General features: G+C 63.5%; 25 protein-coding genes. 6 read left to right on the plus strand and 19 right to left on the minus strand.

The genetic code is table 11. The features are described from left to right. Window positions 1-49: 49 nt before the first annotated feature. The 12 genes from kdpC to FS665_RS13305 all read right to left on the minus strand — a co-directional run bounded on the left by kdpC (window position 50) and on the right by FS665_RS13305 (window position 10,613). Window positions 50-595, minus strand: coding sequence for a potassium-transporting ATPase subunit KdpC (gene kdpC / locus FS665_RS13250; protein WP_145188883.1), 546 nt, complete (start codon window positions 593-595; stop codon window positions 50-52). Window positions 596-605: 10 nt separating this feature from the next. After that, the gene (gene kdpB, locus FS665_RS13255; RefSeq protein WP_145188886.1) at window positions 606-2,660 is read right to left on the minus strand and encodes a potassium-transporting ATPase subunit KdpB; all 2,055 of its coding nucleotides are present in this window, start codon (window positions 2,658-2,660) and stop codon (window positions 606-608) included. A gap of 10 nt (window positions 2,661-2,670) precedes the next feature. Beyond that, window positions 2,671-4,362 (minus strand): potassium-transporting ATPase subunit KdpA, encoded by a 1,692-nt coding sequence (gene kdpA / locus FS665_RS13260; protein ID WP_145188889.1) that lies wholly within the window; start codon window positions 4,360-4,362, stop codon window positions 2,671-2,673. 9 nt (window positions 4,363-4,371) lie between these two features. Then, entirely contained in the window at window positions 4,372-4,461 is a 90-nt protein-coding gene (gene kdpF / locus FS665_RS13265) for a K(+)-transporting ATPase subunit F (protein WP_033696222.1), read from the minus strand. 132 nt (window positions 4,462-4,593) lie between these two features. After that, entirely contained in the window at window positions 4,594-5,649 is a 1,056-nt protein-coding gene (locus FS665_RS13270) for an AI-2E family transporter (RefSeq protein WP_145188891.1), read from the minus strand. After that, complete coding sequence (locus FS665_RS13275) at window positions 5,650-6,444, minus strand: DUF4892 domain-containing protein (protein WP_145188894.1); 795 nt, start codon at window positions 6,442-6,444, stop codon at window positions 5,650-5,652. A 109-nt stretch (window positions 6,445-6,553) separates the two neighbouring features. Then, window positions 6,554-7,408: an alpha/beta hydrolase gene (locus FS665_RS13280; protein WP_145188897.1), complete on the minus strand. Its 855-nt coding sequence runs from the start codon at window positions 7,406-7,408 to the stop codon at window positions 6,554-6,556. Then, complete coding sequence (locus FS665_RS13285; protein ID WP_145188900.1) at window positions 7,405-8,193, minus strand: alpha/beta fold hydrolase; 789 nt, start codon at window positions 8,191-8,193, stop codon at window positions 7,405-7,407. Before FS665_RS13285 ends, FS665_RS13280 begins: the two co-directional genes overlap by 4 nt. 92 nt (window positions 8,194-8,285) lie before the next feature. Continuing rightward, the gene (locus FS665_RS13290; protein ID WP_145188903.1) at window positions 8,286-8,669 is read right to left on the minus strand and encodes a hypothetical protein; all 384 of its coding nucleotides are present in this window, start codon (window positions 8,667-8,669) and stop codon (window positions 8,286-8,288) included. Window positions 8,670-8,769: 100 nt separating this feature from the next. Beyond that, window positions 8,770-9,228: a phosphohistidine phosphatase SixA gene (sixA, locus tag FS665_RS13295; protein WP_145188909.1), complete on the minus strand. Its 459-nt coding sequence runs from the start codon at window positions 9,226-9,228 to the stop codon at window positions 8,770-8,772. Then, window positions 9,225-9,572 carry a DUF4389 domain-containing protein gene (locus tag FS665_RS13300; protein ID WP_145188913.1) on the minus strand — a complete coding sequence of 116 codons (348 nt, stop codon included), beginning with the start codon at window positions 9,570-9,572 and terminating at the stop codon, window positions 9,225-9,227. The genes sixA and FS665_RS13300 overlap by 4 nt, the downstream gene beginning before the upstream one ends. A gap of 15 nt (window positions 9,573-9,587) precedes the next feature. Next, entirely contained in the window at window positions 9,588-10,613 is a 1,026-nt protein-coding gene (locus FS665_RS13305; RefSeq protein ID WP_145188916.1) for an NAD(P)H-dependent glycerol-3-phosphate dehydrogenase, read from the minus strand. A gap of 153 nt (window positions 10,614-10,766) precedes the next feature. On the opposite strand from FS665_RS13305, the gene FS665_RS13310 reads away from it, so the two are divergent. The 5 genes from FS665_RS13310 (at window position 10,767) to fabB (ending at window position 17,646) form a co-directional block, all read left to right on the plus strand. After that, window positions 10,767-12,881, plus strand: coding sequence for a TonB-dependent siderophore receptor (locus FS665_RS13310; protein ID WP_145188919.1), 2,115 nt, complete (start codon window positions 10,767-10,769; stop codon window positions 12,879-12,881). Continuing rightward, a complete protein-coding gene (locus FS665_RS13315; protein WP_145188921.1) occupies window positions 12,881-13,771 on the plus strand; it encodes an ABC transporter substrate-binding protein in 891 nt (296 codons plus the stop codon). The genes FS665_RS13310 and FS665_RS13315 overlap by 1 nt, the downstream gene beginning before the upstream one ends. After that, complete coding sequence (locus FS665_RS13320; protein ID WP_145188924.1) at window positions 13,768-15,696, plus strand: ATP-binding protein; 1,929 nt, start codon at window positions 13,768-13,770, stop codon at window positions 15,694-15,696. The genes FS665_RS13315 and FS665_RS13320 overlap by 4 nt, the downstream gene beginning before the upstream one ends. Window positions 15,697-15,898: 202 nt before the next feature. Beyond that, window positions 15,899-16,414, plus strand: a complete 516-nt coding sequence (gene fabA, locus FS665_RS13325; RefSeq protein ID WP_145188927.1) for a 3-hydroxyacyl-[acyl-carrier-protein] dehydratase FabA — start codon at window positions 15,899-15,901, stop codon at window positions 16,412-16,414. A gap of 11 nt (window positions 16,415-16,425) precedes the next feature. Continuing rightward, window positions 16,426-17,646, plus strand: coding sequence for a beta-ketoacyl-ACP synthase I (fabB, locus tag FS665_RS13330; protein ID WP_145188930.1), 1,221 nt, complete (start codon window positions 16,426-16,428; stop codon window positions 17,644-17,646). A gap of 72 nt (window positions 17,647-17,718) precedes the next feature. Here fabB and FS665_RS13335 read toward each other — a convergent pair whose 3' ends face one another. The 5 genes from FS665_RS13335 to FS665_RS13355 form a co-directional block, all read right to left on the minus strand. Further along, window positions 17,719-18,723, minus strand: a complete 1,005-nt coding sequence (locus FS665_RS13335) for an amidohydrolase family protein (RefSeq protein ID WP_145188932.1) — start codon at window positions 18,721-18,723, stop codon at window positions 17,719-17,721. Between the two features lie 139 nt (window positions 18,724-18,862). Next, entirely contained in the window at window positions 18,863-19,588 is a 726-nt protein-coding gene (locus tag FS665_RS13340; protein ID WP_145188935.1) for a dienelactone hydrolase family protein, read from the minus strand. A 64-nt stretch (window positions 19,589-19,652) separates the two neighbouring features. Next, the gene (gene htpG / locus FS665_RS13345; RefSeq protein WP_145188938.1) at window positions 19,653-21,560 is read right to left on the minus strand and encodes a molecular chaperone HtpG; all 1,908 of its coding nucleotides are present in this window, start codon (window positions 21,558-21,560) and stop codon (window positions 19,653-19,655) included. Window positions 21,561-21,630: 70 nt separating this feature from the next. Further along, the gene (locus FS665_RS13350) at window positions 21,631-22,113 is read right to left on the minus strand and encodes a PaaI family thioesterase (protein ID WP_145188940.1); all 483 of its coding nucleotides are present in this window, start codon (window positions 22,111-22,113) and stop codon (window positions 21,631-21,633) included. After that, window positions 22,110-22,586, minus strand: a complete 477-nt coding sequence (locus FS665_RS13355; protein WP_145188943.1) for a PaaI family thioesterase — start codon at window positions 22,584-22,586, stop codon at window positions 22,110-22,112. Before FS665_RS13355 ends, FS665_RS13350 begins: the two co-directional genes overlap by 4 nt. 154 nt (window positions 22,587-22,740) lie before the next feature. On the opposite strand from FS665_RS13355, the gene FS665_RS13360 reads away from it, so the two are divergent. After that, on the plus strand, window positions 22,741-23,022 hold the full coding sequence (locus FS665_RS13360; protein ID WP_145188946.1) for a hypothetical protein: 282 nt from the start codon (window positions 22,741-22,743) through the stop codon (window positions 23,020-23,022). A gap of 54 nt (window positions 23,023-23,076) precedes the next feature. Here the strand turns inward: FS665_RS13360 and FS665_RS13365 are convergent, their stop codons facing one another. Further along, on the minus strand, window positions 23,077-23,841 hold the full coding sequence (locus tag FS665_RS13365; RefSeq protein ID WP_145188948.1) for a DUF599 domain-containing protein: 765 nt from the start codon (window positions 23,839-23,841) through the stop codon (window positions 23,077-23,079). 232 nt (window positions 23,842-24,073) lie between these two features. Then, window positions 24,074-25,387 (minus strand): branched-chain amino acid transport system II carrier protein, encoded by a 1,314-nt coding sequence (brnQ, locus tag FS665_RS13370; RefSeq protein ID WP_145188951.1) that lies wholly within the window; start codon window positions 25,385-25,387, stop codon window positions 24,074-24,076. Window positions 25,388-25,474: the final 87 nt, after the last annotated feature.

A 25,474-nucleotide genomic window follows, 5' to 3' on the forward strand; every position in this document is an offset into this window, starting at 1 on the left:
ATCCCTTGCGCCGCTGTACGCCTGCCGCGATCACTCATCGAACATCTCCTCAAAGCCGTTGCAATGCTTGGTTCAAGGCCAGCACGTTGACCACCGGTGGCCCGATCAGCGGATGCAGGGTGGCCTCTTCCAGCAGGGCCTGCAAGCGCTGTGGCGATAGTTTCCGCGCCGCTGCCACCCGCGGGATCTGGTAGGCCGCTGCGGCAGGCGGCAAATGCGGGTCCAGGCCGCTGCCCGAGGTGGTCAGCAGCGCCTGGGGCACCGGCCCGAGCTGGGGCTCGAACAACCTCGCCGCGTCGTCCATGACCCGTTGGGCCAGCGTCGGGTTGCTGGGGGCCAGGTTGCTGGCAGCGCTGGCCACCGTGGCGAAGGCTCCGGCCGATGGCCGCGGGTGGAACCACTCAGGCCCCTCGAAACCCTGGGCGATCAAGGCCGAGCCGCGAACCTGCCCCTGGTTATCGCGCACCAGGCTGCCATTGGCCTGTTCGGGGAATGCCAGCTGGGCGATGCCGGTCACCGCCAGGGGATAAAGCCCGCCGGTAATGGCGGTCATCAGCAGGATCAGGCTCACGGCCGGGCGTAGATAGCGAGTCATGATGGCCTCCTCAGACCAGGTGCAAGGCATTGAGCAACAGGTCGATCAACTTGATCCCGGCGAACGGCACGACGATGCCGCCCACGCCATAGATCAGCAGGTTGCGCCGCAGCAGCTGCGCGGCGCTCGCCGCCTGGACGCGCACACCGCGCAGCGCCAGGGGAATCAACGCGATGATGATCAGTGCGTTGAACACGATGGCCGATAGAATCGCGCTTTGCGGGCTGGCCAGCTGCATCAGGTTGAGCACACCCAGCTGCGGGTAGATAGCCGCGAACAACGCCGGCAGGATGGCGAAGTACTTGGCAACATCGTTGGCGATGGAAAAGGTGGTCAACGCGCCGCGGGTCACCAGCAGTTCCTTGCCGACCTGCACTACGTCCAGCAATTTGGTCGGATCGCTGTCCAGGTCGACCATGTTGGCCGCCTCCCGTGCCGCCTGTGTGCCGTCGTTCATGGCCATGCCGACATCTGCCTGGGCCAGGGCCGGAGCATCGTTGGCGCCATCGCCACACATCGCCACCAGGCGCCCGTCGTGCTGCTCCTGGCGGATACGCTCGAGTTTTTTCTGTGGGGTCGCTTCCGCCAGAACATCGTCAACGCCGGCCTCGGCGGCGATGGCGGCAGCGGTCAGCGGGTTGTCGCCGGTGACCATGACGGTGCGAATGCCCAGCTTGCGCAACGCGGCGAAGCGCTCGCGAATGCCCGGTTTGACCACATCCTTGAGGTGGATCACGCCGAGCAGCCGTTTGTCCAGGCACACCAGCAGCGGTGTGCCACCACTTTGTGCAATGCGTTCCACCTCACGGGCCAGGGCAGGCGGCATGTCCAGGCGCTGCAGGCCAACGAAGGCCAGGACCGCGTCCACAGCACCTTTGCGATAGCGATGCTGCTGGAAATCGATCCCCGACAGCCGCGTCTGCGCGCTGAACGCGACGGCCTCGTACTGGCCCGACGACGGCTCGATGAAATCATGCAATTGCCGCAAGAACTCGACGATCGACTTGCCTTCTGCCGTTTCATCGGCCAAGGAGGCGAGCAAGGCCCCCTCCCCCAGGGCCTTTGCGGTGATGCCCGGCGCTGCGTGCAGCGCCGCGCAGCGACGGTTGCCGAACGTGATGGTGCCGGTCTTGTCGAGCAGCAAGGTGTGCACATCACCGGCGGCTTCTACCGCGCGCCCGGAGCGGGCGATTACGTTCAACCGCACCAGCCGGTCCATGCCGGCGATGCCGATGGCCGAGAGCAATCCACCAATGGTGGTGGGGATCAGCGTCACCAGCAAAGCGGCGAGGAAGATCAACGGCAGGCTGCCGCCGGAGAAATGGGCGAACGGCTGCAGGGTGACCACGACGATCAGAAAAATCAGCGTCAGGCCAATCAGCAGCATGTCCAAGGCAATTTCATTCGGCGTCTTCTGCCGTTTGGCGCCTTCGACCAGCGCAATCATGCGATCCAGGGTCGATTCGCCGGGATTGCTGGTGACGCGAATCAACAGCGCGTCCGACACCACCTGGGTGTTGCCGGTAACCGCCGAGCGGTCGCCACCGGACTCGCGGATCACCGGGGCGGACTCCCCGGTGATGGCCGCCTCGTTGACCGCCGCGATGCCCTCGATGACTTCACCATCGGCAGGGATCATTTCGCCAGCCACCACCCGCACCACATCGTCGCGACGCAGCGCGCTGGCGGCCACGGTCTCGAAACTGCCGTCGCGCTGCCGGCGCTGGGCACTCAGCCCTCGACTCCCGGCCTTCAGGCTGTCGGCCCGGGCCTTGCCGCGGCCTTCGGCCAGGGCTTCGGCAAAGTTGGCGAAGAGCACGGTGAACCACAGCCACAGGGCGATCTGCAGCGCCACCAAGCGGCTGACGCGCGGATCGGGGACCAGGCACAGCAGCGTGGTCAGCAACGCGGTCAGGGCCACTACCAGCATCACCGGCGAGCGCTTGAGCTGACGCGGATCGAGCTTGATCAACGCCTGGATCAAGGCCGGGCGCCACAATGCGCGAAGGCGTGTGCGGTCGCCTGCGTGGGACCGGGCTGTTACTTCGGGAATGGGCATGTTCATCAATGGTTCCTCAGAAACCCAGGCTCAGGTGCTCGGCAATCGGCCCCAGGGCCAAGGCCGGCAAGAAGGTCAAGCCGCCGATCAGCAGGATGCTCACCAGGAGCAGGCCGGTGAACAACGGACCGTGCGTGGGAAAGCTGTTCAGCCCTTGAGGTGCACTGTTCTTGGCCGCCAGGCTGCCGGCCAGGGCGAGAATCGGCAGGATGTAGCCAAACCGGCCGATCAGCATCGCCAGGCCAATCATCAGGTTGTGATACACCGTGTTGGCCGAAAAACCGGCCAGCGCCGAGCCGTTGTTGGCGGTGCCGGAGGTGTAGGCGTACAGCAGCTGGCTGAAGCCATGGGCACCCGGGTTGCTTACCGCAGCGGCCGAGCCTGGCAGGCTGGCCGCGGTGGCGCTGAACGCCAGCACGCCGACCGGCATCACCAGTAGGGTCGCCACCAGCAGCTGGACCTCGCGGGCCTGCAGTTTCTTGCCCAGGTATTCAGGTGTGCGGCCAATCATCAACCCGGCGAGGAATACCGCGATGAGCACGAACAGGAGCATGCCGTAGAGACCTGCGCCCACGCCGCCGAAAATCACTTCACCGACCATCATGTTGATCATCGCCACCATGCCGGTAAGCGGGTTGAGACTGTCATGCATGGCGTTGACCGAGCCGTTGGAGGCCGCCGTAGTGGTCACCGTCCAGAGCACCGAGCCTGTGGTGCCGAAACGGCTCTCCTTGCCCTCGAGCGGGGCGCTCTGCTCGACCTGGGCACTGCGCAGCGCCGGGTTTGGCTGCTGCTCCGACCACAGCGCCGTGCCAGCACCAAGCAGGAACAGGCTGAACATGCAGGCCAGGATCGCTCGGCTCTGGCGCAGGTCCTTGACGTAATGACCGAAGGTGAATACCAGCGCCACCGGGATGAGGATGATGGCGGCGACTTCGAACAAGTTGCTCCAGGCGGTAGGGTTCTCGAACGGGTGCGCCGAGTTGACGCCGAAAAAGCCGCCGCCATTGGTGCCCAGTTGCTTGATCGCGATCTGGCTGGCGACTGGACCCAACGGCAGGGTCTGCTCGTTGCCCTGCAAGGTCAGGGCATGGGCGTAATCGGCGAAGGTCTGCGGCACGCCCTGCCACACCAGCAGCAAAGCCAACAGCAGGCACAACGGCAGCAGCCCATAGAGGGTGGCGCGGGTCATGTCGACCCAGAAGTTGCCCAGGCTGCTGGTAGAGCGCCGGGCGATACCGCGACACAGCGCGACCAGCACTGCCAGGCCCGTGGCAGCGCTGACGAAGTTCTGCACCGTCAAACCCAGCATCTGGCTCAGGTAGCTGATCGATGCCTCCCCGCTGTAGGCCTGCCAGTTGGTGTTGGTGACGAAGCTGACGGCGCTGTTGAATGCCAGTGACCAGTCCAGACCGGGCAGATGCTGCGGATTGAGCGGCAGATGGCCCTGCAGGAGCAGGACACTGAATAGCAACACGAAACCGGCCAGGTTGAACGCCAGCAGCGCCAGTGCGTACTGCTGCCAGTTCTGTTGCTCGGTATTGACCCCGGCAAGGCGGTAGCAGCCGCGCTCGATCGGGCCCAGCAGCGGTGTCAGCCAGGTGCGATTACCCTCCATCACCTGATAGTAAAAACGTCCAAGCCAAGGCGCTGGCAGCAGCACGATCACCAGGAAGGCCAGCAGCAATGCGTAGTCGTAACTGTGCATGGCCGCTCCCTAGCTGCGATCGGCGCGCAGCAGCGCCACCAGCAGGTATACCGCCAACGCCACTGCCAAAAGCAGTGACAGACCATCGAGCATGTACATGAATGCAAATCCCCCAGGATGCGGCGTCAGCCGCTGTGGGGGAATTGTCGGTGCGAGGGGCGTAAAGGAACGAGAGCGAAACCGCGAGGGAGGAATAAAGAAAGCGTAAAGTCTACTTTTTACGCGTTCGCTTCAAGGCTGTACCTGGGCGGTATTGCGGCTCCAGTCCAGCAACAGGCTGTAACCCACCGCCAGCAACGTCGGCCCGATGAACAGGCCGATGAAGCCAAAGGCGATCAAACCGCCGAACACACCCAGCAGCACGATCACCAACGGCAGATTGCCGCCACGGCTGATCAGGTAGGGCTTGAGCACGTTGTCCACGCCGCTGATGACGAAGGTGCCCCAGATACCCAGGAACACCGCCATGCCATACTCCCCCTTCCACACCAGCCAGCCAGTGGCAGGGATCCATGCCAACGGCGGTCCCATGGGGATCAGGCTGAGCATGAAGGTCACCAGGCCCAGCACGATGGCCCCAGGCACACCGGCGATCAGAAAACCGATCAGTGCCAGCAGGCCCTGGGCGGCGGCCGTGCCGATCACGCCGTTGACCACCCGCTGCACGGTGCCGGCCACCAGTTCGAGGTAGTAGTCGGCGCGGGCGCCCACCAGGCGGTTCAGCAACCGCAGCACGAAGGCCGACAAGCGTGGGCCGTCGCGATAGAAAAAGAACACGAAGACCAGGCTCAGGGTGAGCTCGAGTATGCCGCTGCCAATCTGTGCACTGCGCGCCAGCAGCCAGTTGCCGACCTGCCCTAGGTAAGGCTTGAGCGAGGCCAGCAAGGCCGCGCCCTGTTGGTCAAGCGACTGCCAACCGCTGACCAGGCGCTCGCCCACGAACGGTATCGCCCCGAGCCACGCCGGGGCATCGGGCAGGCCATCGACCTGCACGTCGCGCACGAACGCCGTTGCATCACGGATATGATCGGCCAGGTTGAAACCCAACCACACCAGCGGCAGCGCCACGATGAGGATCCAGGCCGTGGTCAACAGGCTGGCAGCCAAGGTTTCGCGCCCGCCCAGGGCGCGCGTCAGCAAGCGCATCAGCGGCCAGCTGGCGAAAGCCAGGATGGCGCCCCACAGCAGCGCGGAGATGAACGGCGCCATCACCCATAGGCCGGCGCCGAGCAAGGCCAGCAAGAGAATCTGGATCAGCAGGCGATCATTGTTGATGGCGGCGCTCATTCAGCGGATCAGCTCCAGGTGCAGGCCATCGGTCGCGGCGTTGCCGATCTCGAGACGGCCGGCGCGGACCCCGGCCTTGACCAGCTGCTCGCGCCAGGCCTCGGCCTCGGCGCCGCTCAGGCTGGCGCGCAAGGTGCTGTCCAGGTTCAGGCTGCGGGACAGTAAGGTTACCCAGCTGGCTTGCGGCTCGCCCAGGTCCGGGTAGTCGAGCTTGCCGGTATCGCGCATTTCACGCAGCACCGTGGCGGCAGTCGGCAAGATTTCGCCCAGCGGCTGCGCTGCGACGAACTCTTCGACATGCAGGTACGCGCGGCGGTTGCCACGGGTCACGCTGTACAGCGCGACCAGGGTGTCTGCCTCTTCGGCCGAGCGGCGCAGCAGGATGAACGCCTGGCGCTCGTCACCGCCATTGAGCCGGGCATTGGCGAACACGTCGTTGGCCCACAGGCTGGCTTCGCCGCAATCACGGCCCTGACACCAGAACAGCGGATAGCCGCCTTCGCTTTGCAGGGTCTCGCGTGCACGGGTGAAGGCTTCGCGGGCGCTGCGCTCCACCGGCAATTCGTAGGTCACCGAGCTGACCTGGCCACGGCTCTCGACCTTGTCGTCAACGCGCAGCCGACCGCTGATCTTGCGCAACGGTCCCATGGGATAGATGCGCTCCTGCTCCACGGCCGGGCGCTGGTCGACGACCTTGGCGTCGACCGGCACCGGCAAACTGCCGGCCCACAGCAGCGGGCTGGCAAGGATCAGGCAGGCAGCGAATGTGCCACGCATGGCGGTAGGTGCGCTCATGGGCGGCCCATGCGGCGCAACGCGCCGGGTTGAAGCTCCAGGATGTCTGGCAGTTGCATGGTTGTCTCCCTGTTCAACCCGCCCAGCCTCGACACTTGTCCGGTGCAAGTCAAGCAAAGCCAAAGAAGCGATTGAAACAGTCTGCGACAAGGGTCGCGCCTTGCTCGTCGTTAACGTGCAGGTGATGCCCACCCGGCAGCACCGTCTGCTCAAAGGGTAGCTGCTCCAGCAGGTCGGTGTGCTGCACCAGCATGCCGTCGGCCGCCACCACCAGGCTTACCGGACAACTGACCCGTTGCACGTAGGCCATCGCCTGGCCCTGGCTCAGGCGCAGCGGCGAGGGCAAGGTCAGGCGACTGTCGCTGCGCCAGCTGAAACCGCCGGGCACCGGCATCAGCCCGCGCTGGGCCAACAGCTCGGCCGCCTCACGGCTGACGGCCACCATGCCCTTCATGCGCGCTTGCACGCCTTGCTCCAGGGTCGGATAGACCGACTTGCGCTTGCCATCCAGGCGCAACTGCGCCTGCAACGCCACACCCAGGCGCTCGCCGGCATCCTGCTCGGCCGCCGTCGGAGGAATGACGCCGTCGATCAGCGCCAGGTGGCTGACCCGCTCGGGCAACGCTGCGGCCAGTTGCACGCAGATGATCGCACCCAGCGAATGGCCCATCAGGGCAAAGCGCTGCCAACCCAGTTGCTCGGCCACGCGCAGCACATCGTGGGCGTAGTCGGCCAAGGCGTAGCCAGCCCCTGGCGGGCGGTGCTCGGAATAGCCGTGGCCAGCCAGGTCGAGGGCAACGATACGCAGGCCTTTCAAGCGCGGCGCCAGGCGAGCGAAGCTATTGGCGTTGTCCAGCCAACCGTGCAAGGCGATCACCGGCAAGCCCTGCTCGGGGCCAAACAGGTGTGCGGCCAGCTCGATATGCCCAAGGCTCAGGCGCACCTCCTCGACCTGGGCGCTCATGCCTGGCTCCAGCGGTCGAACAGGCCTTTGAGCAGGCTGGCTGTATCGGCTGGCCGTTCCAGTGGGAACATGTGCCCACCCGCAACGCTGTGGTACTCGCCGCGCGGCATGCCGCGCACTGCCAAGGCGTGGTGGCGCCTAACGACCTTGCTGCGATCACCGCCCACCATGGCCAGCGGCACCTGCAACTGCCGCGCAGGTGCCGGGCTGGCATGCGGGATGCTGCGGTAGATACTGATTTCCGTGGCCGGATCGAAACGCAGCCGCAAGCCGTGCTCGGCCGCTTGCAGGCCGTGCTCGAGGTAGGCTTCCAGGCAGTCCGGGTCAAAATGGCGAAACAACGACTTACCGGCGAAGTAGGCCCGCGCGCTGTCACGGTCGCTGAATGTTTCGCGCCGACCCAGGGTACGGCCAGCCGGGGTGATACGGTCGATGAAGCCCAAGCGCTTGGCGGTGCGCAGCAGCCACTGGTCGGCGCGGGTCAGCACCGGTGAATCGAGCATCACCACCCCGCGGTACAGCTCCGGGCGGCGCAAGGCCGCATGCAGGTGCAGCAGGCCGCCCAGCGAGTGGCCCACGCCCCAGACCGGCGCGCGCTGTTGCACCAAGTGGTGCAGCAGCTCATCCACCAGGTTGTGCCAGTTGTCATCTACCGGAAAGCGCGGGTCATGACCATGCTGAGTCAGGTGCGTGACTTGATAATCCGGCGCCAGGGCGGCGAACAGCTTGCCATAGGTGGCAGACGGAAAACCGTTGGCGTGGGCGAAGAATATCTGCTGCGACATGGCGCCATGTCCGGAGGGGGATGATGGCTTATTGTCGGCATCGCGCCTCGCTCGGGCAACGTCCGTATAGGTCATCGCCAAGGGCGTTCAGGTCATGCCGACTGATCGAAGCTGCCGCGAGAGCGGCGCAGGCACGCCTGCAGTAGCGCCACCTGGGCCTCCAGCGTCTGGCGCGCCAGGTCCTGGTCCTTGGCGGACAACTGCACCCGGCGCAGCGCCAGGCAGCTGGTCTGAATCAGATGCGAGACGCGCAAGCAGGCATCCTGCAGTTTGCGCAGCTGTTCCTGGGCGTGCTGATCATGGGCATGCGGGCTGCCTGTCTTGTGCAGGTGCCCCATCAATTGATACAGCTTGGCGTCTGCGGCATCGCGCAGCAGGCTGTAGTGCACGAAATCCAAGGCGATGTCATTTTTCACCTTGTCCACGGTGGGGCCCAGATCCAGCGAGGCTACCAACTCCAAACGTGGTACTGGCATAGCGTGCTCCCTGGCTGGCCCGAAAATCGATTCCTGGGTGCAACGCTACCAATGGATCCAAAATGTGGGCAACTGGCAAATTTGTCAGTTGCCCACGCCCTCACGGTGTGTGAAGCAGGTTGCGTAGCGTCATCAGCCCCGCGAGAGGCCAATCGCCTTCAAGCTCGGCAAGGCTGGCTGTACTCAACGGCGCCGGCTGGCGAGCATGGCCGTGCTCGAGTAGACCGACCAGATTGCCCACCAGCGGCTGATGGCTGACCAGCAGCACATGCTCCAGGCCCAGCCGCTCGATCTCAGCGATCACCGTCTGCGCGTCGCTTTCCGGCGTCAACCAAGGCACCGTCTGCACCGGCTGGGCAAAGCCCAGGGTGTCATGCACCAGTGCCGCGGTCTGCTGCGCGCGCACATAGGGGCTGGCAATGATCGCCTGCAAGGGCTGGCCCAGCAGGTGCGCTGCGCTGTGCAGGACCTGTTCGCGGCCATGCGCGGTCAGGCGTCGTTCGGCATCGGTGTTGGCGCGCGGCTCCGCCTCGCCGTGGCGCAGTACCCACAGCCTCACAGCTTCGGTTCCTCGTCACGCACCGGGTGCGGCGCCGGGGGTACGCTGTGCGGCGCCTCGCCTTGGGCCGCGCGCGGGGCCGGCCAGTCGGCGAACGGCCAAGGTTTCTGGTCGGTGTGAAAGATCCCGAAGCGGCCGATCTGTGCCAGGTACTGGCTCAGGCTGTCACCGAAGTTCATCAGGCTGGCGCTCGGCGCACCGTAGATCAGGCGGTAGATCAACTGCACCAGGACCAGCGCACCCAGGAGCAGCTCGGCCAGTTGCCAGACCACCAGGAACACCAGCATCCACAGCACTCGCAGGATGATCGACTCGCGCTCGGCGCGTTCAGGGGTATCGTTCACGTGCTGCTCCTTGGCTCAATTGAAACCGCTGATGGAAATGAAATCGACGTCGGTCTTGGGCTCGGCGCGCATCAGGTGCTCGATCACCTGATTGAGCGTACGGCCTTCGAACAAGATGGCATGCAGACCAGCCACCAGTGGCATGTAGACCTGGGCTTCCTGAGCCTTGGCCTTGAGCACCTTGAGCGTGTTGACGCCTTCGGCGACCTCGCCCAAGCGGCTGACGGCCTGCTCCAGGCTCAGGCCCTGGCCGAGCGCATGGCCGACCTGATAATTGCGGCTCTTGGGCGAGGAGCAGGTGACGATCAAGTCGCCGACGCCGGCCAGGCCAAGGAAGGTCATGGGGTTGGCGCCAAGGCTTACGGCAAAGCGCGTCATCTCGGCCAAGGCACGGGTGATCAGCATGCTCTTGGTGTTCTCGCCCATGTCCAGGGCCACGGCCATGCCGGCGATGATGGCGTAGACGTTCTTCAGTGCCCCGCCCAGCTCGACGCCGAAGCGATCGCTGCTGGCGTAGACGCGGAACGTGCGACCGTGCAGGACCGCCTGCACGCGCTGGCAGAGCTCGTCGTCCTCGCTGGCCACCACGGTCGCGGTCAGCGCGTGCTCGGCGATCTCCCGCGCCAGGTTGGGGCCGGACAACACGCCGATACGCGCCTGCGGGGCAATTTCTTCGAGAATCTGACTCATCAGCTTGAAGCTCTGCGCCTCGATGCCCTTGGTCAGGCTTACCAGGAGCTTGCCGCCAAGCAGTTCGGCATGCGGGGCCAGCACGCTGCGCAAGGCACTGGACGGCAAGGCGACGAAGATCAGGTCGCTGCCTTGCAAGGTCGACAGCAGGTCGTTGACCGGCTCCACCCCTGGCTGCAGGCGAACGCCCTTGAGATAGCGCGGGTTCTCGCGGTTGACGCGCATCGCCTCGGCCTGCGCCGGGTCGCGCATCCACTGGCGCACGGGCACGCCGTTCTCGGCCAGCAGGTTCGCCACGGCGGTGCCGAAGCTGCCGCCCCCCAGAACCGCAACAGGTTGCTGTTCAGTCATATCCAATCCGTTAAAGCCATAAGTTAAGTGGCGACCGGGGCATTATACGGCTCGTCCGCGACAGAACCAGTGCCAGGCAATCCACTGGCATTGCTGGCAAAACCGTCACGGTCGGTTAACATCGCCGTTTCAATCGTGAAACAAGGCTGTCCTGTGTTCCCTGGCCCGCCCCCTTACCCGCGCCTGCTCTTGCTGACTGCCCTGCTTGGCGGCCCGGCCCTGGCCGATGATCTGTTCATCGACAACAGTGACTTGCCACAGGTTCTGACCGCCACGCGCTTGAAGCAATCGCCGGCTGCGGTGCCAGGCAGCATGACCGTGCTCGACACCCAGCTGATCCGCGCCAGCGGCGCACGCGACATTCCCGAACTGCTGCGCCTGGTGCCGGGCATGATGATCGGCTACGGCGCCGGCAATCAGCCGACGGTCAACTACCACGGCAGCAATGTCAGCGATGCACGGCGCATGCAGGTGCTCATCGATGGCCGCTCGGTGTACCGCGCAGGCCTGGCCACGGTGGACTGGAGCGATATTCCGCTGGCCATCGAGGATATCGAGCGCATCGAGGTGTTTCGCGGCCCCAACACGGTCAGCTATGGCGCCAACGCGCTGATGGCGGTGGTCAACATCCTCACCCGCAACCCGGCTGACAGTCATGGCACCCGGGTGAAACTGACGCGCGGCCAGGACGGCATCAACGATTATTACCTCAGCCACGGCTTCGGCTGGGACGGCGGCGACCTGCGCCTGTCGCTTTCGGGGCAGCAGGACGACGGCTTCGACGAAGACCAGTTCGGCCAACACTATCGGGACAGCCGACGCCTGAACCGCTTCAATCTCAGCGCCACCCATGTGCTCGCCCCCGACCAGACTTTGGAATGGCAGCTGGCGGCCAAGGAAGGCAGCAACCAGCGGCCCTACACCTACCAGCCGGTGTTTCCCTACGTCACCCAACGCGGCGACGACGCCGACGTCACCGCCAAGGACTACGCCGGGTCGGTGCGCTGGAACATCGACTTCAACCCCGAGCACAGCCTGTACGTGCAAGGCTCGGCGCAGCACTTCGATCGCCAGCAGGTGTGGCGCGCCTGCGACGCGGCACTGTCGTTCAGCCCTGAACTGACCCGCCTGTGGCAGCTCAATCCTGACTTCGCGGAAAAAGTCGCGCGCGGCGCCAACGACCCGCCCAGCAGCACTAACCCTGAAGAGCAGGCGCTGGTCGATGCAATCAGGGACCAGTGGAACAACCAGGGCGGCAAGAACGTGGTATGCGGCGATGTCGATCAGAGCACGCGCGAAACCCGCTACGATCTGGAAATCCAGGACACCCTCAGCCTGACCGACAGCCTGCGCCTGCTCAGCGGCATGAACTATCGCTACGATCGGGCCGATTCGCAGACCTACTTCAATGGCAGCCTCGACGACCAGACCTGGCGTCTGTTCGGCCAGCTCGAATGGCGCGCCGACGAGCACTGGATCATCCAGGGCGGCGCCATGCTCGAAGACTCGCGCCTGTCCGGCAGTTCCCTGACGCCGCGCCTGGCGGTCAACTACCTGATCACGCCACGGCACGGCCTGCGCGCGGTGTATTCCGAAGCCGTACGCTCGCCCGACATGTTCGAGAACAACGTCAACTGGAGCTACACGGTCAAGAACCTGGCCCCTGCCGCGTTCGGCCAACGCAATGCCGAATACTTCGTCAAGACCCGAGGACCGGGCGACCTCGAACAGGAGCGCATGCGTTCGCGCGAGCTGGGGTACAACGGCTACTTCAGCGACCTGGACCTGAGTGTCGACCTCAAGCTGTTCTACGACGAGATCACCGGCATGATCAGCGAACCGTTGAAGAACAACCAGTACATCGCCAGCAACGCCAACCGGGCCCGCTTCAGCGGCAGTGAAGCGCAACTGGATTGGCGCCTGAGCCCGCGCGACCGCTTGCGCATGACCTACGCCTACGTCGACGCCTGGGCCAGCAACCCGGCCGATCGCCGGCTCAGTGCGCGCAACAGCGGCTCGGCCGGGTGGATGCGCGACTGGGGTGCAGGGTGGTCGAGCGCGCTGTTCTACTACGGTGACGATGCGCTCAATCAGTACCGCTACGAGCGCGTCGATCTGCGCGTGGCCAAGCGTTTTCGCCTGCACGGCAGCACCCTGGAACTGGCGGCACTGTGGCAACAGCGCCTGGACGATCAGCCCACTACCGTGGAGCAGAACCGCTACGACAGCCGCCAGCGCTTGAGTGTCAGCGCGGAGCTGGAGTTCTGATGGTGCGCATGCTGCGCCTGCTGCTGCTGTGCCTGTGGCCGCTGGGTTCGCTCTCGGCCAGTGAAATCCTGCTGCTCGGCGGTGAAGACCAACCCGGCATCCGCAGCTTCGTCGAAGCCCTGCAAGCCCGTCGTGGGCACGATCAGGTACGCTTCCAACGCGTCGCCCAGGCGCCGCGCCCCAGTCAGCTGAAGAATGACCTGCGGCTGGTCCTGCTCGACAGCGCCGCCATGGACTGGCGCCTGGCCGACGCCAGTGGTCCCCCTGCCCTGGCCATGCGCATCAGCCGGGTGCAGGCTGAACGCCGCCTGGGAAAGTCCCGCCCGGCCTTCCTCACCCTGCTGTGGAGCGATCCGCCCGTGCAGCGCCAATTGCGCCTGGCCCGTTACCTGCTCCCGCAGGCCCAGCGTGTTGGCGTGCTGTACGGTGAGCACAGCCATTTTCTGCTCGACGAGCTGCGCGAGGCGGCCCATTCCCTGGGTCTGGAAATTGTCGCGCAGGCCTGGCCGGACCCCCGCGACAGCCGCCCGCTGCAGCATCTGCTGGGGCACAGTGACGTATTGCTGGGCCTTGACGACCCCGAGCTGTACAACTCCAAGACGGCGAAGAACCTGCTGCTCAGCAGCTATGGGCGGCAAATGGCGATGATCGGGCCGAATGCAGGGTTCGTGCGGGCCGGGGCACTGGCCAGCACCTACAGCGATCAAGAGGATTGGCTGGCCGTACTCGACCAGTTGCTCGACCAGCCGCCAGCGCGCTGGCCGCGCAGCCTCTATCCCCAGCATTACGGCGTCAACGGCAACCAGCAGGTTGCGCGCGCCCTGGGCCTTGAGCCGATCGATCCGACTGCCACCGCCAAGGCTTTGGCCGAAGGAGAGCCCACCCCATGAGCAAACGCCTGAGCTGGGACATCCACACCCGCACGCAGATCATCAGCCTTGGCCCGGCATTGCTATTGACATTGCTGTTGATCAGTTTCTTCACCTTCGTGCGCATTCAGGACTTGCGTCAAGAGCTCAATCACACTGGGCAGTTGATCGCCAATCAGCTGGCTCCGGCCTCTGAATACGGCGTCATCTCCGGCAACAACGAAGTGCTCGAAGGCCTGATGCGCGCCACGTTGAGCATACCGCACGTGCGTTTTCTGGAAGTGCAGGACAGCCGCAACCACATCCTGGTGTACGTCGAACAACAGGGTGAAAGCAGCAACCGCGCGCAGCAGGTAGAAGTGTTCCAGGCGCCGATTCGCCTGCAGCAGATTCGCCTGGACAGCGACTTTCTGCAACAAGGCAAGGCACTGCCAGCCATTGGCGACGACTACTTGGGCAGGGTCATCGTCGGCATGTCCGATGACGCGTTCAGCCAGCGGCAGCAGGAAATCGTGATCAAGGCCGGCATTCTCGCGCTGTTCGCCTTGCTGTTCACCTTCCTGTTGGCCCGCCGCCTGGCCATGAGCCTGGCCAAGCCGATCAGCGACATGGGCCATGCGGTCAAAGCCATTCAGCAAGGCCAGTACAACGTGCCGTTGCCGGTGGTCGACGACAGCGAGCTGGGTCATCTGGCACGCCACATCAACAACCTCGCCAGCGCCCTGGAACAGGCCAGCGCAGAACAGAAGAAAGCCATCGCCCAATTGATCCAGGCCCGCGAGGAAGCCGAGCAGGCCAACGGCGCCAAGTCGGATTTCCTGGCCATGATGAGCCACGAGCTGCGCACGCCGATGAACGGGGTATTGGGCATGCTGCAGTTGCTGGAAACCACGCCGCTGACTGCCGAGCAGGCCGATTACGCGGCCGTGGCCAGCGAATCGACCGGGCACTTGCTCAAGGTCATCAATGACATCCTCGACTTCTCGCGGATCGAGCGCACCACCCTTGAGCTCGAACACATCGACTTCAACCTGTGCGAACTGGTCAGCAGTTGCGTGCAGTCGTTCCAGCACAATGCCCAACAGCGCGGGCTGGAGCTGCATCTGCAGCTGCCGACGGACGGCGCGCAGCCGCAGGTGGTGGGCGACCCGACGCGTATCCGGCAAATTCTCCTCAACCTGATCGGCAATGCGCTGAAATTCACCGAGCGTGGCCAGGTGCAGGTGCAGGCGCGCTGGCAAGTGCTCGATCGCCAGCTGCTGTGGGTGACATGCAGCGTACGTGACACCGGCATCGGCATCGACAGCGAGCGCCTGGAAACCATGTTCGTCGCCTTCCAGCAGGCCGACAGCTCGATCTCGCGGCGCTATGGCGGCACCGGCCTGGGCCTGTCCATCGCACGCACCCTCGCCGAACGCATGGGCGGCAAGCTGCGCGGTGAGAGCCGCGCAGGCCTGGGCTCGACCTTCACGCTGGAAATTCCGCTGGCCCTGGCCGCCAGCGCAGCGAGCAGACAACCTGGCACGTCACCGGCCAGCGCAGCGCTCAATCACGGCACGCGCATCCTGTTGGTCGAAGACAACCCGGTCAACCAGAGCGTCATCGAAGCCATGTTGCGCAGTCTGGGCCTGGAAGTCAGCGTGGCCCATGACGGCCTGCAGGCCGTCGAGCAGGTCAGCAGCCAGTCGTTCGCCGCCGTGTTGATGGATTGCCGCTTGCCGCAGGTCGATGGCTACGAAGCGACCCGGCGCATCCGCCTGTTGCCCGATCACGCCGACCTGCCGATCATCGCCTTGACCGCTAACGCCCTGCAGGGCGATCGCGAGCGCTGCATGGCTGCCGGCATGAACGATTACCTGAGCAAACCGTTTCGCCGCAACGAGCTGCAACGGGTATTGCAGCGCTGGTTGCCCGGCCGCACAGCTGCGACTGGCGATAAATGCTAAAGTGCGGCAGTCTTAAGGACTGGACAGGACCTGATTCGGACCTGAAAATAGACGTTTCAGTGCACACCTGTACTTCTTTCGTCGGGTGCACTGTGACTTTCACCACAACGCAATAGTCTACCTGTAGGCTGCCGCCCTGAGCGTACGTCAGGCCGGTCGGGAAGATTCATCCCCTGCCACAGGGGGTTATTGAGGAGCTCGCATGACCAAACAACACGCCTTTACTCGGGAAGACCTGCTGCGCTGCAGTCGCGGTGAGCTGTTCGGCCAGGGTAATGCGCAACTGCCCGCGCCGAACATGCTGATGGTCGATCGCATCACCCATATCAGCGAAGAAGGCGGCAAGTACGGCAAAGGTGAATTGGTCGCTGAGCTGGATATCACCCCGGACCTGTGGTTCTTCGCCTGCCATTTCGAAGGCGATCCGGTGATGCCGGGCTGCCTGGGCCTCGATGCCATGTGGCAGCTGGTTGGCTTCTTCCTGGGCTGGCAAGGCCTGCCAGGTCGCGGTCGCGCACTGGGCTCGGGCGAAGTGAAGTTCTTCGGCCAGGTCCTGCCGACCGCCAAGAAAGTCACCTACAACATCCATATCAAGCGCGTCCTGAAGGGCAAGCTGAACATGGCCATCGCCGATGGCTCGGTCAGCGTCGATGGCCGCGAGATCTACACCGCCGAAGGCCTGCGGGTCGGCGTGTTCACCTCCACTGACAATTTCTAAGGGTTATTCGCATGCGCCGCGTCGTTATCACTGGTCTGGGCATCGTGTCGTGCCTGGGCAATGACAAAGCTACCGTCACCGAAAACCTGCGCAACAGCCGTCCGGGTATCCGTTACAACCCGGAGTACAAGGAACAGGGGCTGCGTAGCCAGGTGTCCGGCTCGATCGACCTCAACCTCGAAGAACTGATCGACCGCAAGGTCTACCGCTTCGTCGGTCACGCCGCTGCCTACGCCTACCTGGCGATGCAGGATGCGATCAAGGACGCGGGCCTGAGCGAAGAGCAGGTGTCCAGCCCGCGCACCGGCCTGGTGGCCGGCTCCGGCGGCGCCTCGACCCTGAATCAGATGGAAGCGCTCGATACCCTGCGCGAAAAAGGCGTCAAGCGTGTCGGCCCTTATCGCGTCACCCGCACCATGGGCAGCACCGTGTCGGCCTGCCTGGCTACCCCGTTCAAGATCAAGGGCATCAACTACTCGATCTCCTCGGCCTGCGCCACTTCTGCACACTGCATCGGCACCGCTCTGGAGCAGATCCAGTGGGGCAAGCAGGACATCGTCTTCGCCGGTGGTGGTGAAGAAGAGCATTGGAGCCAGTCGTTCCTGTTCGATGCCATGGGCGCCCTGTCGACCAAGCGCAACGAGACCCCAGAGCTGGCGTCGCGTGCCTACGATGCCGACCGTGACGGCTTCGTCATCGCGGGCGGCGGCGGCATGGTGGTGGTCGAGGAGCTGGAGCACGCCCTGGCCCGTGGCGCCAAGATCTACGCTGAAATCGTCGGCTACGGCGCTACCTCCGATGGCTACGACATGGTCGCGCCAAGCGGCGAAGGCGCCATCCGCTGCATGCAGCAGGCGCTGTCCACGGTCGATACCCCGATCGACTACCTGAACACCCACGGCACCTCGACCCCGGTCGGTGACGTTGCCGAAATCAAGGGTGTGCGCGAAGTGTTCGGTGCCAATGCGCCGAAGATCAGCTCGACCAAGAGCCTGTCGGGTCACTCGCTGGGCGCTGCGGGCGTGCACGAGGCAATCTACTGCCTGCTGATGATGGAGAACAACTTCATTGCCGGCTCGGCCAACATCGACGAGCTGGATCCGCAAGTCGCCGACTTGCCGATCCTGCGCAAGACCGAAGAAAACGCCAAGATCGATACGGTCATGAGCAACAGCTTCGGCTTCGGCGGCACCAACGCCACTCTGGTGCTCAAGCGCTGGACTGGCAAGTAATACCCCGCCGCTGCAACGAAAACGCCCCGACTGGTTCGGGGCGTTTTCGTTTCCGGCATCGCCGGCGCCCGCTTAGCGGGCCTTGGGCAGCACGGCGAGGAAATTATCCCGGGCGACTTTGTAGGCGACTTCCGTTGGCAAGGCATCGAGGAACGGCTTGAAGCCGTGCATCTGCTCCCCCAGGCTGCCAAAGCGGCCGACCACGTCCGAGCCCAGCATGAATTTATCCGGATGCTGCTCGACCAGTGCCAGCCATTGCTTGCGCGGAACGCCCTGCTCGTCGAGCAGGTAGGGTTGCAGCACGCTCCATGAAAGGTCGACGTACAGATTGGGGTAGTCGGCCAACAAGCGCGTCAGCACTGGCAGCAGGAAATCCATTTGCGTCTGATGGCGATGGATCTCGGCACTGCTGCCAGCGTGCGCCCAGATGAAGCGGGTGTGCGGGTGATTGCGCAACGGCTCTTCGATTTCGGCCAGGTACAGCGGGTTGCGTTCACGCTTGGAGGTGATGTTCGAATGCACCAGTACGGGCATGTCGCGTTCGGCGGCCAGGTGGTAGATACGGGTCATGGCTTCGTTATTGGCCCGCGGTGTGTCGCCAACGGTCAGCGCAGTCAGGTCGTCATGGCGGGTGAACACTTCGCCGATGCCCTGCCACAACCCTGGATTGAGCTCGAGCATGCGCTCGATGTGGCTGACGGCGTTCTTGTCGACCGGGTTGAAGCCGGTCAGGAACGGATGGAAGCGCTTGCGTTGCTCGGCCGACAGTTTCTGCAGCGCCGCGGCGACGTAGGTGTCGGTGGCGCTGTACCAATAGGCATCGGCGTCATCGCCTGCGTAGTAGCGCGGGCGCTTGGGCTCGTCCTCGTGCCATTTCTTGGCCACCGGGATCCCGGAGATCATCGAATGCTCGACGCCCGCACGGTCCATGGCCTCGATCAGCGCCGGCATGCCCTCGGTTTCCTGGAAAAAATCCACGTAATGAAGGTGAGCATCGCTATAGCGGTAGTCACGGGCTTGGACTGCCTGACACAAGCAGCCAGACACCACCAGGCAGGCCAGTACTCTGGCGATCATCGATAACTTCCTTATCTGGGCATGAACAGAATAGACCGAGCGGCAAGCGCAACGGTTCAGCCCTGCCAGCTACTCAGGCGCTGTGGCGCTAGTCGCCGAGCAAGCCGCGCAGGGGCTGCCAGGCAGCCCCTGGGTGCCATCAGCGGGCGAACACTTCGCTGAGCAGGTTGTGCATCGAGCGAAACGCACGCTCACTGGTGCGTCGGTCGTACTGCATCTTGCCGGGGACATTGGCATTCGGGTCGGTGAACGAGTGCACCGCGCCGCCGTAGCTCAGGAGCTGCCAATCAACCTTGGCTGCATTCATTTCGTCCTCGAAGGCCGGCAGCTGCTCTTTCGGCACGAGGGGATCGCTCGCCCCATGCAGCACCAACACCGAGCCTTTGATGTGCTTGGCATCCTCAGGATTGGGCGTATCGAGGGTGCCGTGGAACGACACAGCAGCGCGCAGCTCGGCGCCGCTGCGGGCCAGCTCCAGCGCACAGCAGCCGCCGAAGCAGAAGCCGAACGCGGCGATCTTGCCAGGCGCCAGCAGCGCCTTGGACTGGCCAAGCAACTGCTCGAGCGCTACCTGCATGCGCTTGCGCAGCTCGGCACGGTCATTCTTCAGCGGCATCATCGCCGCGCCCGCTTCCTCGGCAGTGGAGGGGCGTACCGACTGGCCGTACAGGTCGGCGAGCAGCACCACGTAACCCTGGGCGGCGACTTCCTTGGCAATGCGCTCGGCGCCTTCGGCGATGCCCATCCAGTTCGGCGCCATCACCAGACCGGGGCGGCCCAGGGCACCGGGTTCATACACCAGGCGGCTTTCATAGGTCTTGCCGGAGAGGTGATAGACCAGCGATTCGACGATTACCTTGCTCATCAGGCGCTCCTTAACTGCTCACAATGAAAAAAGCCCGCCGAAGCGGGCTTTGCTGTGCGTCAACTCATGCAGACAGCTCGACGAGCAGCTTGTTCAGGCGACGCACATACGCCGCAGGGTCCTTCAAGCTGTCACCGGCGGCCAAGGCTGCCTGATCGAAGAGAATGTGCGACAGTTCGGCGAAGCGATCTTCGCTTTGCTCATGATCGAGTTTCTCGATCAGCGGGTGAGTTGGATTGAACTCGAAGATCGGCTTGGATTCCGGCACTTTCTGCCCGCTGGCCTCGAGAATCTGACGCATCTGCAGACCCAGATCCTGCTCACCGATGGCCAGAATGGCCGGCGAGTCGGTCAGGCGATGCGAGACCCGCACCTCGGCCACGCTGTCACCGAGCGCGCCTTTGAGGCGCTCGACCAGGCCTTCCTTGTCCTTGGCGACTTCTTCCTGGGCTTTCTTGTCCTCTTCGGAGTCCAGCTTGCCCAGATCCAGGTCACCACGGGCCACGTCGACGAACGCTTTGCCGTCGAATTCATTGAGGTAGCTCATCAGCCACTCATCGATGCGATCGGTCAGCAGCAGCACTTCGATGCCTTTCTTGCGGAAGACTTCCAGGTGCGGGCTGTTCTTCACCTGCGCGTAGGACTCACCGGTGAGGTAGTAGATCTTGTCCTGGCCTTCCTTGGCACGCGCCAGGTAGTCGGCCAAGGCAACGCTCTGCTCGCCGCTGTCGTCGTGGGTGGAGGCGAAGCGCAGCAGACCGGCGATCTTTTCCTTGTTGGCGAAGTCCTCGGCCGGGCCTTCCTTGAGCACCTGGCCAAAGTTCTTCCAGAAGCCTTTGTATTGCTCAGGTTCGTTCTTGGCCAGCTTCTCGAGCATGTCCAGCACGCGCTTGGTCAGCGCCGTCTTCATCGAGTCGATGATCGGGTCCTTCTGCAGAATTTCCCGCGATACGTTCAGCGACAGGTCGTTGGAATCGACCACACCCTTGATGAAGCGCAGGTACAGCGGCAGGAACGACTCAGCCTGGTCCATGATGAACACGCGCTGCACGTAGAGCTTCAGGCCGCGCGGCGCTTCACGCTGATACAGGTCGAACGGGGCGCGGGCCGGTACGTAGAGCAGCGAGTTGTACTCGAGCTTGCCCTCGACCTTGTTGTGGCTCCAGGCCAGCGGGTTTTCGAAATCGTGACCGATGTGCTTGTAGAATTCCTGGTATTCCTCGTCCTTGACCTCGCTGCGCGAACGGGTCCACAGGGCGCTGGCGCGGTTGACGGTTTCCCATTCCTGCGCAGGCTGCTCTTCACCCTCCGCAGCTTCGGCCTGCTCCTTGGGCAGTTCGATGGGCAGGGCGATGTGGTCGGAGTACTTCTTGACCACATTGCGCAGGCGCCAGCCGTCGGCGAATTCCTGCTCGTCCTTCTTCAGGTGCAGGACGATTCGGGTGCCACGCTGTGGCTTGTCGATGGTGGCGACTTCGAATTCGCCCTCGCCCTTGGACGACCAGTGCACGCCTTCTGCAGCGGGCTGACCGGCGCGGCGGCTGTAGACGTCGACCTGGTCGGCGACGATGAACGCCGAGTAGAAACCGACACCGAACTGACCGATCAGGTGCGAGTCCTTTTTCTGGTCGCCGGTGAGGTTCTTCATGAAGTCGGCGGTACCGGATTTGGCGATGGTGCCCAGGTGGGCGATCACATCGTCGCGGCTCATGCCGATGCCGTTGTCTTCGAGCGTTACGGTGCCGGCCTCCTTGTCGAAGCTCAGGCGGATTTTCAGGTCGGCGTCGTTCTCGAGCAATTCAGGCTTGGCCAACGCTTCGAAACGCAGCTTGTCGGCGGCGTCAGAGGCGTTGGAGATCAGCTCCCGCAGGAAGATTTCCTTGTTCGAGTACAGCGAATGGATCATGAGGTGCAGCAGCTGCTTTACCTCGGTCTGGAAGCCCAGCGTTTCTTTTTGAGTCTCCACACTCATGGTCTTCAAAACTCCGATCTGATGGCAATGGCGCCTGGCGGCCGTTACGGCCAGCCTTTGACGGCGGATGTCATTCAGATGGGGGCTGGCCTGACGAATTCAAGGGCTTTTGCGGTTCGATCTTGAAATGAGCGCGCGCAGTGGCGATCGGCGCCTGCGCATCGGCCTGCCAGGCGGTGATGGCGACGTTGGTCACACGCCGCCCCTGGCGCCACAGCTGGCAGCGTGCGTAGGTGTCGCGGTAGTGCCCGGCACGCAGGTAGTCGACGGAGAAGTCGATGATCTTGGGAATGCTCGCGCTTTCGCTGTAGATCAACAGGTACAAGGCTGCAGACAGCTCCATGAAACCAGCGATGACCCCGCCGTGGATGGCCGGCAGCAATGGGTTGCCGATGTTGTCTTCGCTGGCCGGGAGCCGAAACAGCAAGTCCTGCCCTACCCGCTCGCACTCGACGCCGATCAAGCCGGCGTAGGGTATCAACGCCAGCAGCGGCCGGTAATCACCGACCGCGTGTGCGGCGCTGAGTTGCTGGCGCACCTCCTGCGGGATCATGCTTCCCCCGCCTTGAGGCTGTTGCCGAAGCGAATACCGCCCTTGATGTCCTGCCCCAGGCGCATGAAGGTGCCTACCGCATGGCAGATCGGTTGGGTAGGGTCGTCCTGATAGGCTGTGCCACGGGTGAAGATCACGTCGCGGGTCACTCGATAGCACTGTGCATGGCCGTAGATCGGCTTGTGCGGGGTGGCGGCATGCATGTAGTCGATGCGCAGGTCCAGGGTTGGGCACACTTCGAAACGCGGTAGCACGCACAGGGTTGCCATGCCGCAGGTCGTGTCCATCAACGTGCTGAGCGCGCCTCCATGCACCGCACCACTTTGCGGGTTGCCGACGATTGCCGGTGACCACGGCAGCATGAGTGTGATACCTGCAGGACCGGCGGCGGCCACCTGCATGCCCAACAACTGACAGTGTTTCAACGCCGACAGAAATCGCTCGGCCATGGCCATTAACTCAGTGTCGTTCATATCCCGCTCCGTCATTAACTGCGCATGGACATAAAAGCAGTAGCCAAGGCGCGCTTGAATGAGTTGTTATATATCTGCAACCGCAGCGGAACTTATCCGAAACGGCTGAACTCGAAGGAACAAGCCGATTATTCCACCAAGGAGATACACCCTCATGCGTAAACCTTTTGCTTTTGCTCTGATGCTGGCTGCTGCCATGGGCCTGGCCGCTTGCGATAAAGCGAGCGAAGACAAAGCCCAGGACGCACAAGAACACCGCGAGCAAGCCCAGGAAAAAATGGACGACGCTCAGGATAAGATGAACGACGCTGCCAAGGAAAACGCCGAAGCTGCCAAAGATCAGGCTGAAGCCCAGCAGAAGGCCGCTGAAGAGGCCGCACCGGCCACTCCAGCCACCGCCCCTGCAACTGCTCCGGCCGAACCTGCCAAGCAGTAATAAGCCAGATACAAAAAACCCGACACCTGTGTCGGGTTTTTTTATGCCGGTAGATTAACGATTAATCGTTTCAGTCGGTAGTACAGGCGCATCTTTACTCGCTTCCAGTGGCAGGCTTTGGGTGGGCGTGAAAACCATCACCTCCAACACGTCGGAATGAAACTCGCGGCGGTACAAGATCAATACCACGCCGACACTCACCAGCATGAACAACCACGGGCTGATGAACCAGGTCAGCATGGCCATGCCGAAGTAATAAGAGCGCAGGCCCAAGTTGAACTGGTTGGCCGCCAGTGACAACACCCGCGCAGCCCGTGAAGCGAAGGCCTTGCGCTCCAATTCATTGACCAGGCGTTCACCGATCATGGGTGCCGAGCCGACCAGCACTGCGGCGAAGTTGTACTGGCGCATGCACCAACTGAATGTGAAGAACGCGTAGACGAACACCATGGCCAGGCACAGCAATTTTATTTCCGACATGCCCTGGGAGGCTTGCTGCACCATAGGCAGGTCAGCCAGGAGCGACAGCGCTCGGTCGGAGGCGCCCAGTACGGTAAGAATGCCCGCCAGGATGATCAGCGTGCTGGAGGCGAAGAACGACGCGTTGCGCTCCAGATTGCCAATCACGCTGGCGTCGGCGATGCGGTTGTCCCGTAGCAGCATGCGGCGCATCCAGTCCTCGCGATACAGGTGCAGCACGCTGGCCAGGCACGCCGTGTCGCGGCCCTTCCAGATCGCGTAGCGGGTATAACCGCCCCAGCAGAGTGCGAACCAGCAAACGGCCAGCAGGTTGTGAAGGTTGCTTTGGATGAAGTGCATGCAGAGTTCCCGAGCGGCAGGTGCACAGAGAATAAGGTCGCCTGTTCGACGCTGGCTAGCGGTAAAAGGCACAGGCTGAGGTTGAAAGCGGCGCGAGGTGCGCAGGCCTTGCTGCAGCAACAGCCAGGCAAGAAAAAGCCCCGCCTCTCAACAGAGAACGGGGCTTCGGCGTTGACAGCTTGGGCAGGCGCCCCTTGGCTTGTGGCCGGCGCCGCCTCAAGCCATCAACCCATCACGCCAGCGCTTCGCGCGGCTTGCCGAGCATCCGGTCGCACGCCACGGCGGCTACCAGCGTCAGCACCGAAGGCACCAACCAGGCCAGGCCTTGATCACTGAGTGGCAGGTGCGCCATGAAGTCAGGCAGCACGTGGGCAACGCTGCTGCCCTTGACCGCGTCGACCACACCGAACAGCAACGACACCAGCATCACCGGCGCCAGAATGCGCGTCGGCGAGTTCCACAGATCCTTCACGAAGCTCAGCCCCACCACCACGATGCATGGCGGATAAATCGCGGTGAGCACCGGGATCGAGAACATGATCAGCTTGGTCAGGCCCAGGTTGGAGATCAGCAGCGAGAAGCCGGCCAGGATCACCACCAGCGCGCGGTACGACAACGGCAGGATCTTGCTGAAGTACTCGGCACAGGCGCAAGTCAGGCCGACCGCGGTCACCAGGCAAGCCAAGGCTATCAGTACGGCAAGAAAACCGCTGCCCAACCAGCCGAAGGTATGTTGCACATAGGCATGCAGCACCGCAGCACCATTGGAGGCACCGGCGGCGATTTCATGGCTGCTGGCGCCGAGTCGGAACAGGCTGACATAGACCAGGGCCAGACCGACACCTGCGATCAGACCGGCGATGATCGCGTAGCGCGTGATCAATTTAGGCGACTCGACGCCGCGCGAGCGGATGGCGTTGACGATGACGATACCGAACACCAGGGCGCCCAGGGTATCCATGGTCAGGTACCCATCGGAGAAGCCCTTGGAGAACGCGGCAGCGGCATAGGCTGGCTGCGCTTCGCCAACGGTACCCGCCGGCAGCGCGAAGGCCGCGACGCCCAGCACCGCCAGGGCGAGGATTTTCAACGGTGCGAGAAAGCGCCCGACCGTGTCGAGCAACTTGCCCGGATACATCGACACCGCCAGCACCACGGCGAAGTACACCAGGCTGTAGATGAACAGCGCCGTCGGGCTTTCACCGGTCAACGGCGCCACGCCCACCTCGAACGAGACGGTCGCAGTACGCGGCGTTGCGAACAGCGGGCCGACCGACAGGTAGCACACAGCTGCCAGCAGGCCACCGAAGAACTTGCCGATCGGGCTGCTCAGGGCGTCCATGCCACCACCGACCTTGGCCAAGGCGATCACAGTGATCACGGGCAGGCCCACGGCTGTCACCAAAAAGCCCAGCGCCGCCATCCAGACGTGCGGACCAGACTGCAGACCGACGATAGGCGGGAAGATGATATTGCCGGCGCCAACGAAAAGCGCAAACGTCATAAAGCCAAGCGCCAGGATATCCTGGCCTTTGAGAACTTTCATTTAGGGTAGTACCACACTGCTGAAATCGGGATTCGAGAGGGGATTTCCCCGTGGATGAGGGAAATGCTGCCCGGCTTGGTAGGCCAG

Source organism: Pseudomonas sp. URMO17WK12:I11, assembly GCF_007677725.1.
Lineage (GTDB): Bacteria > Pseudomonadota > Gammaproteobacteria > Pseudomonadales > Pseudomonadaceae > Aquipseudomonas.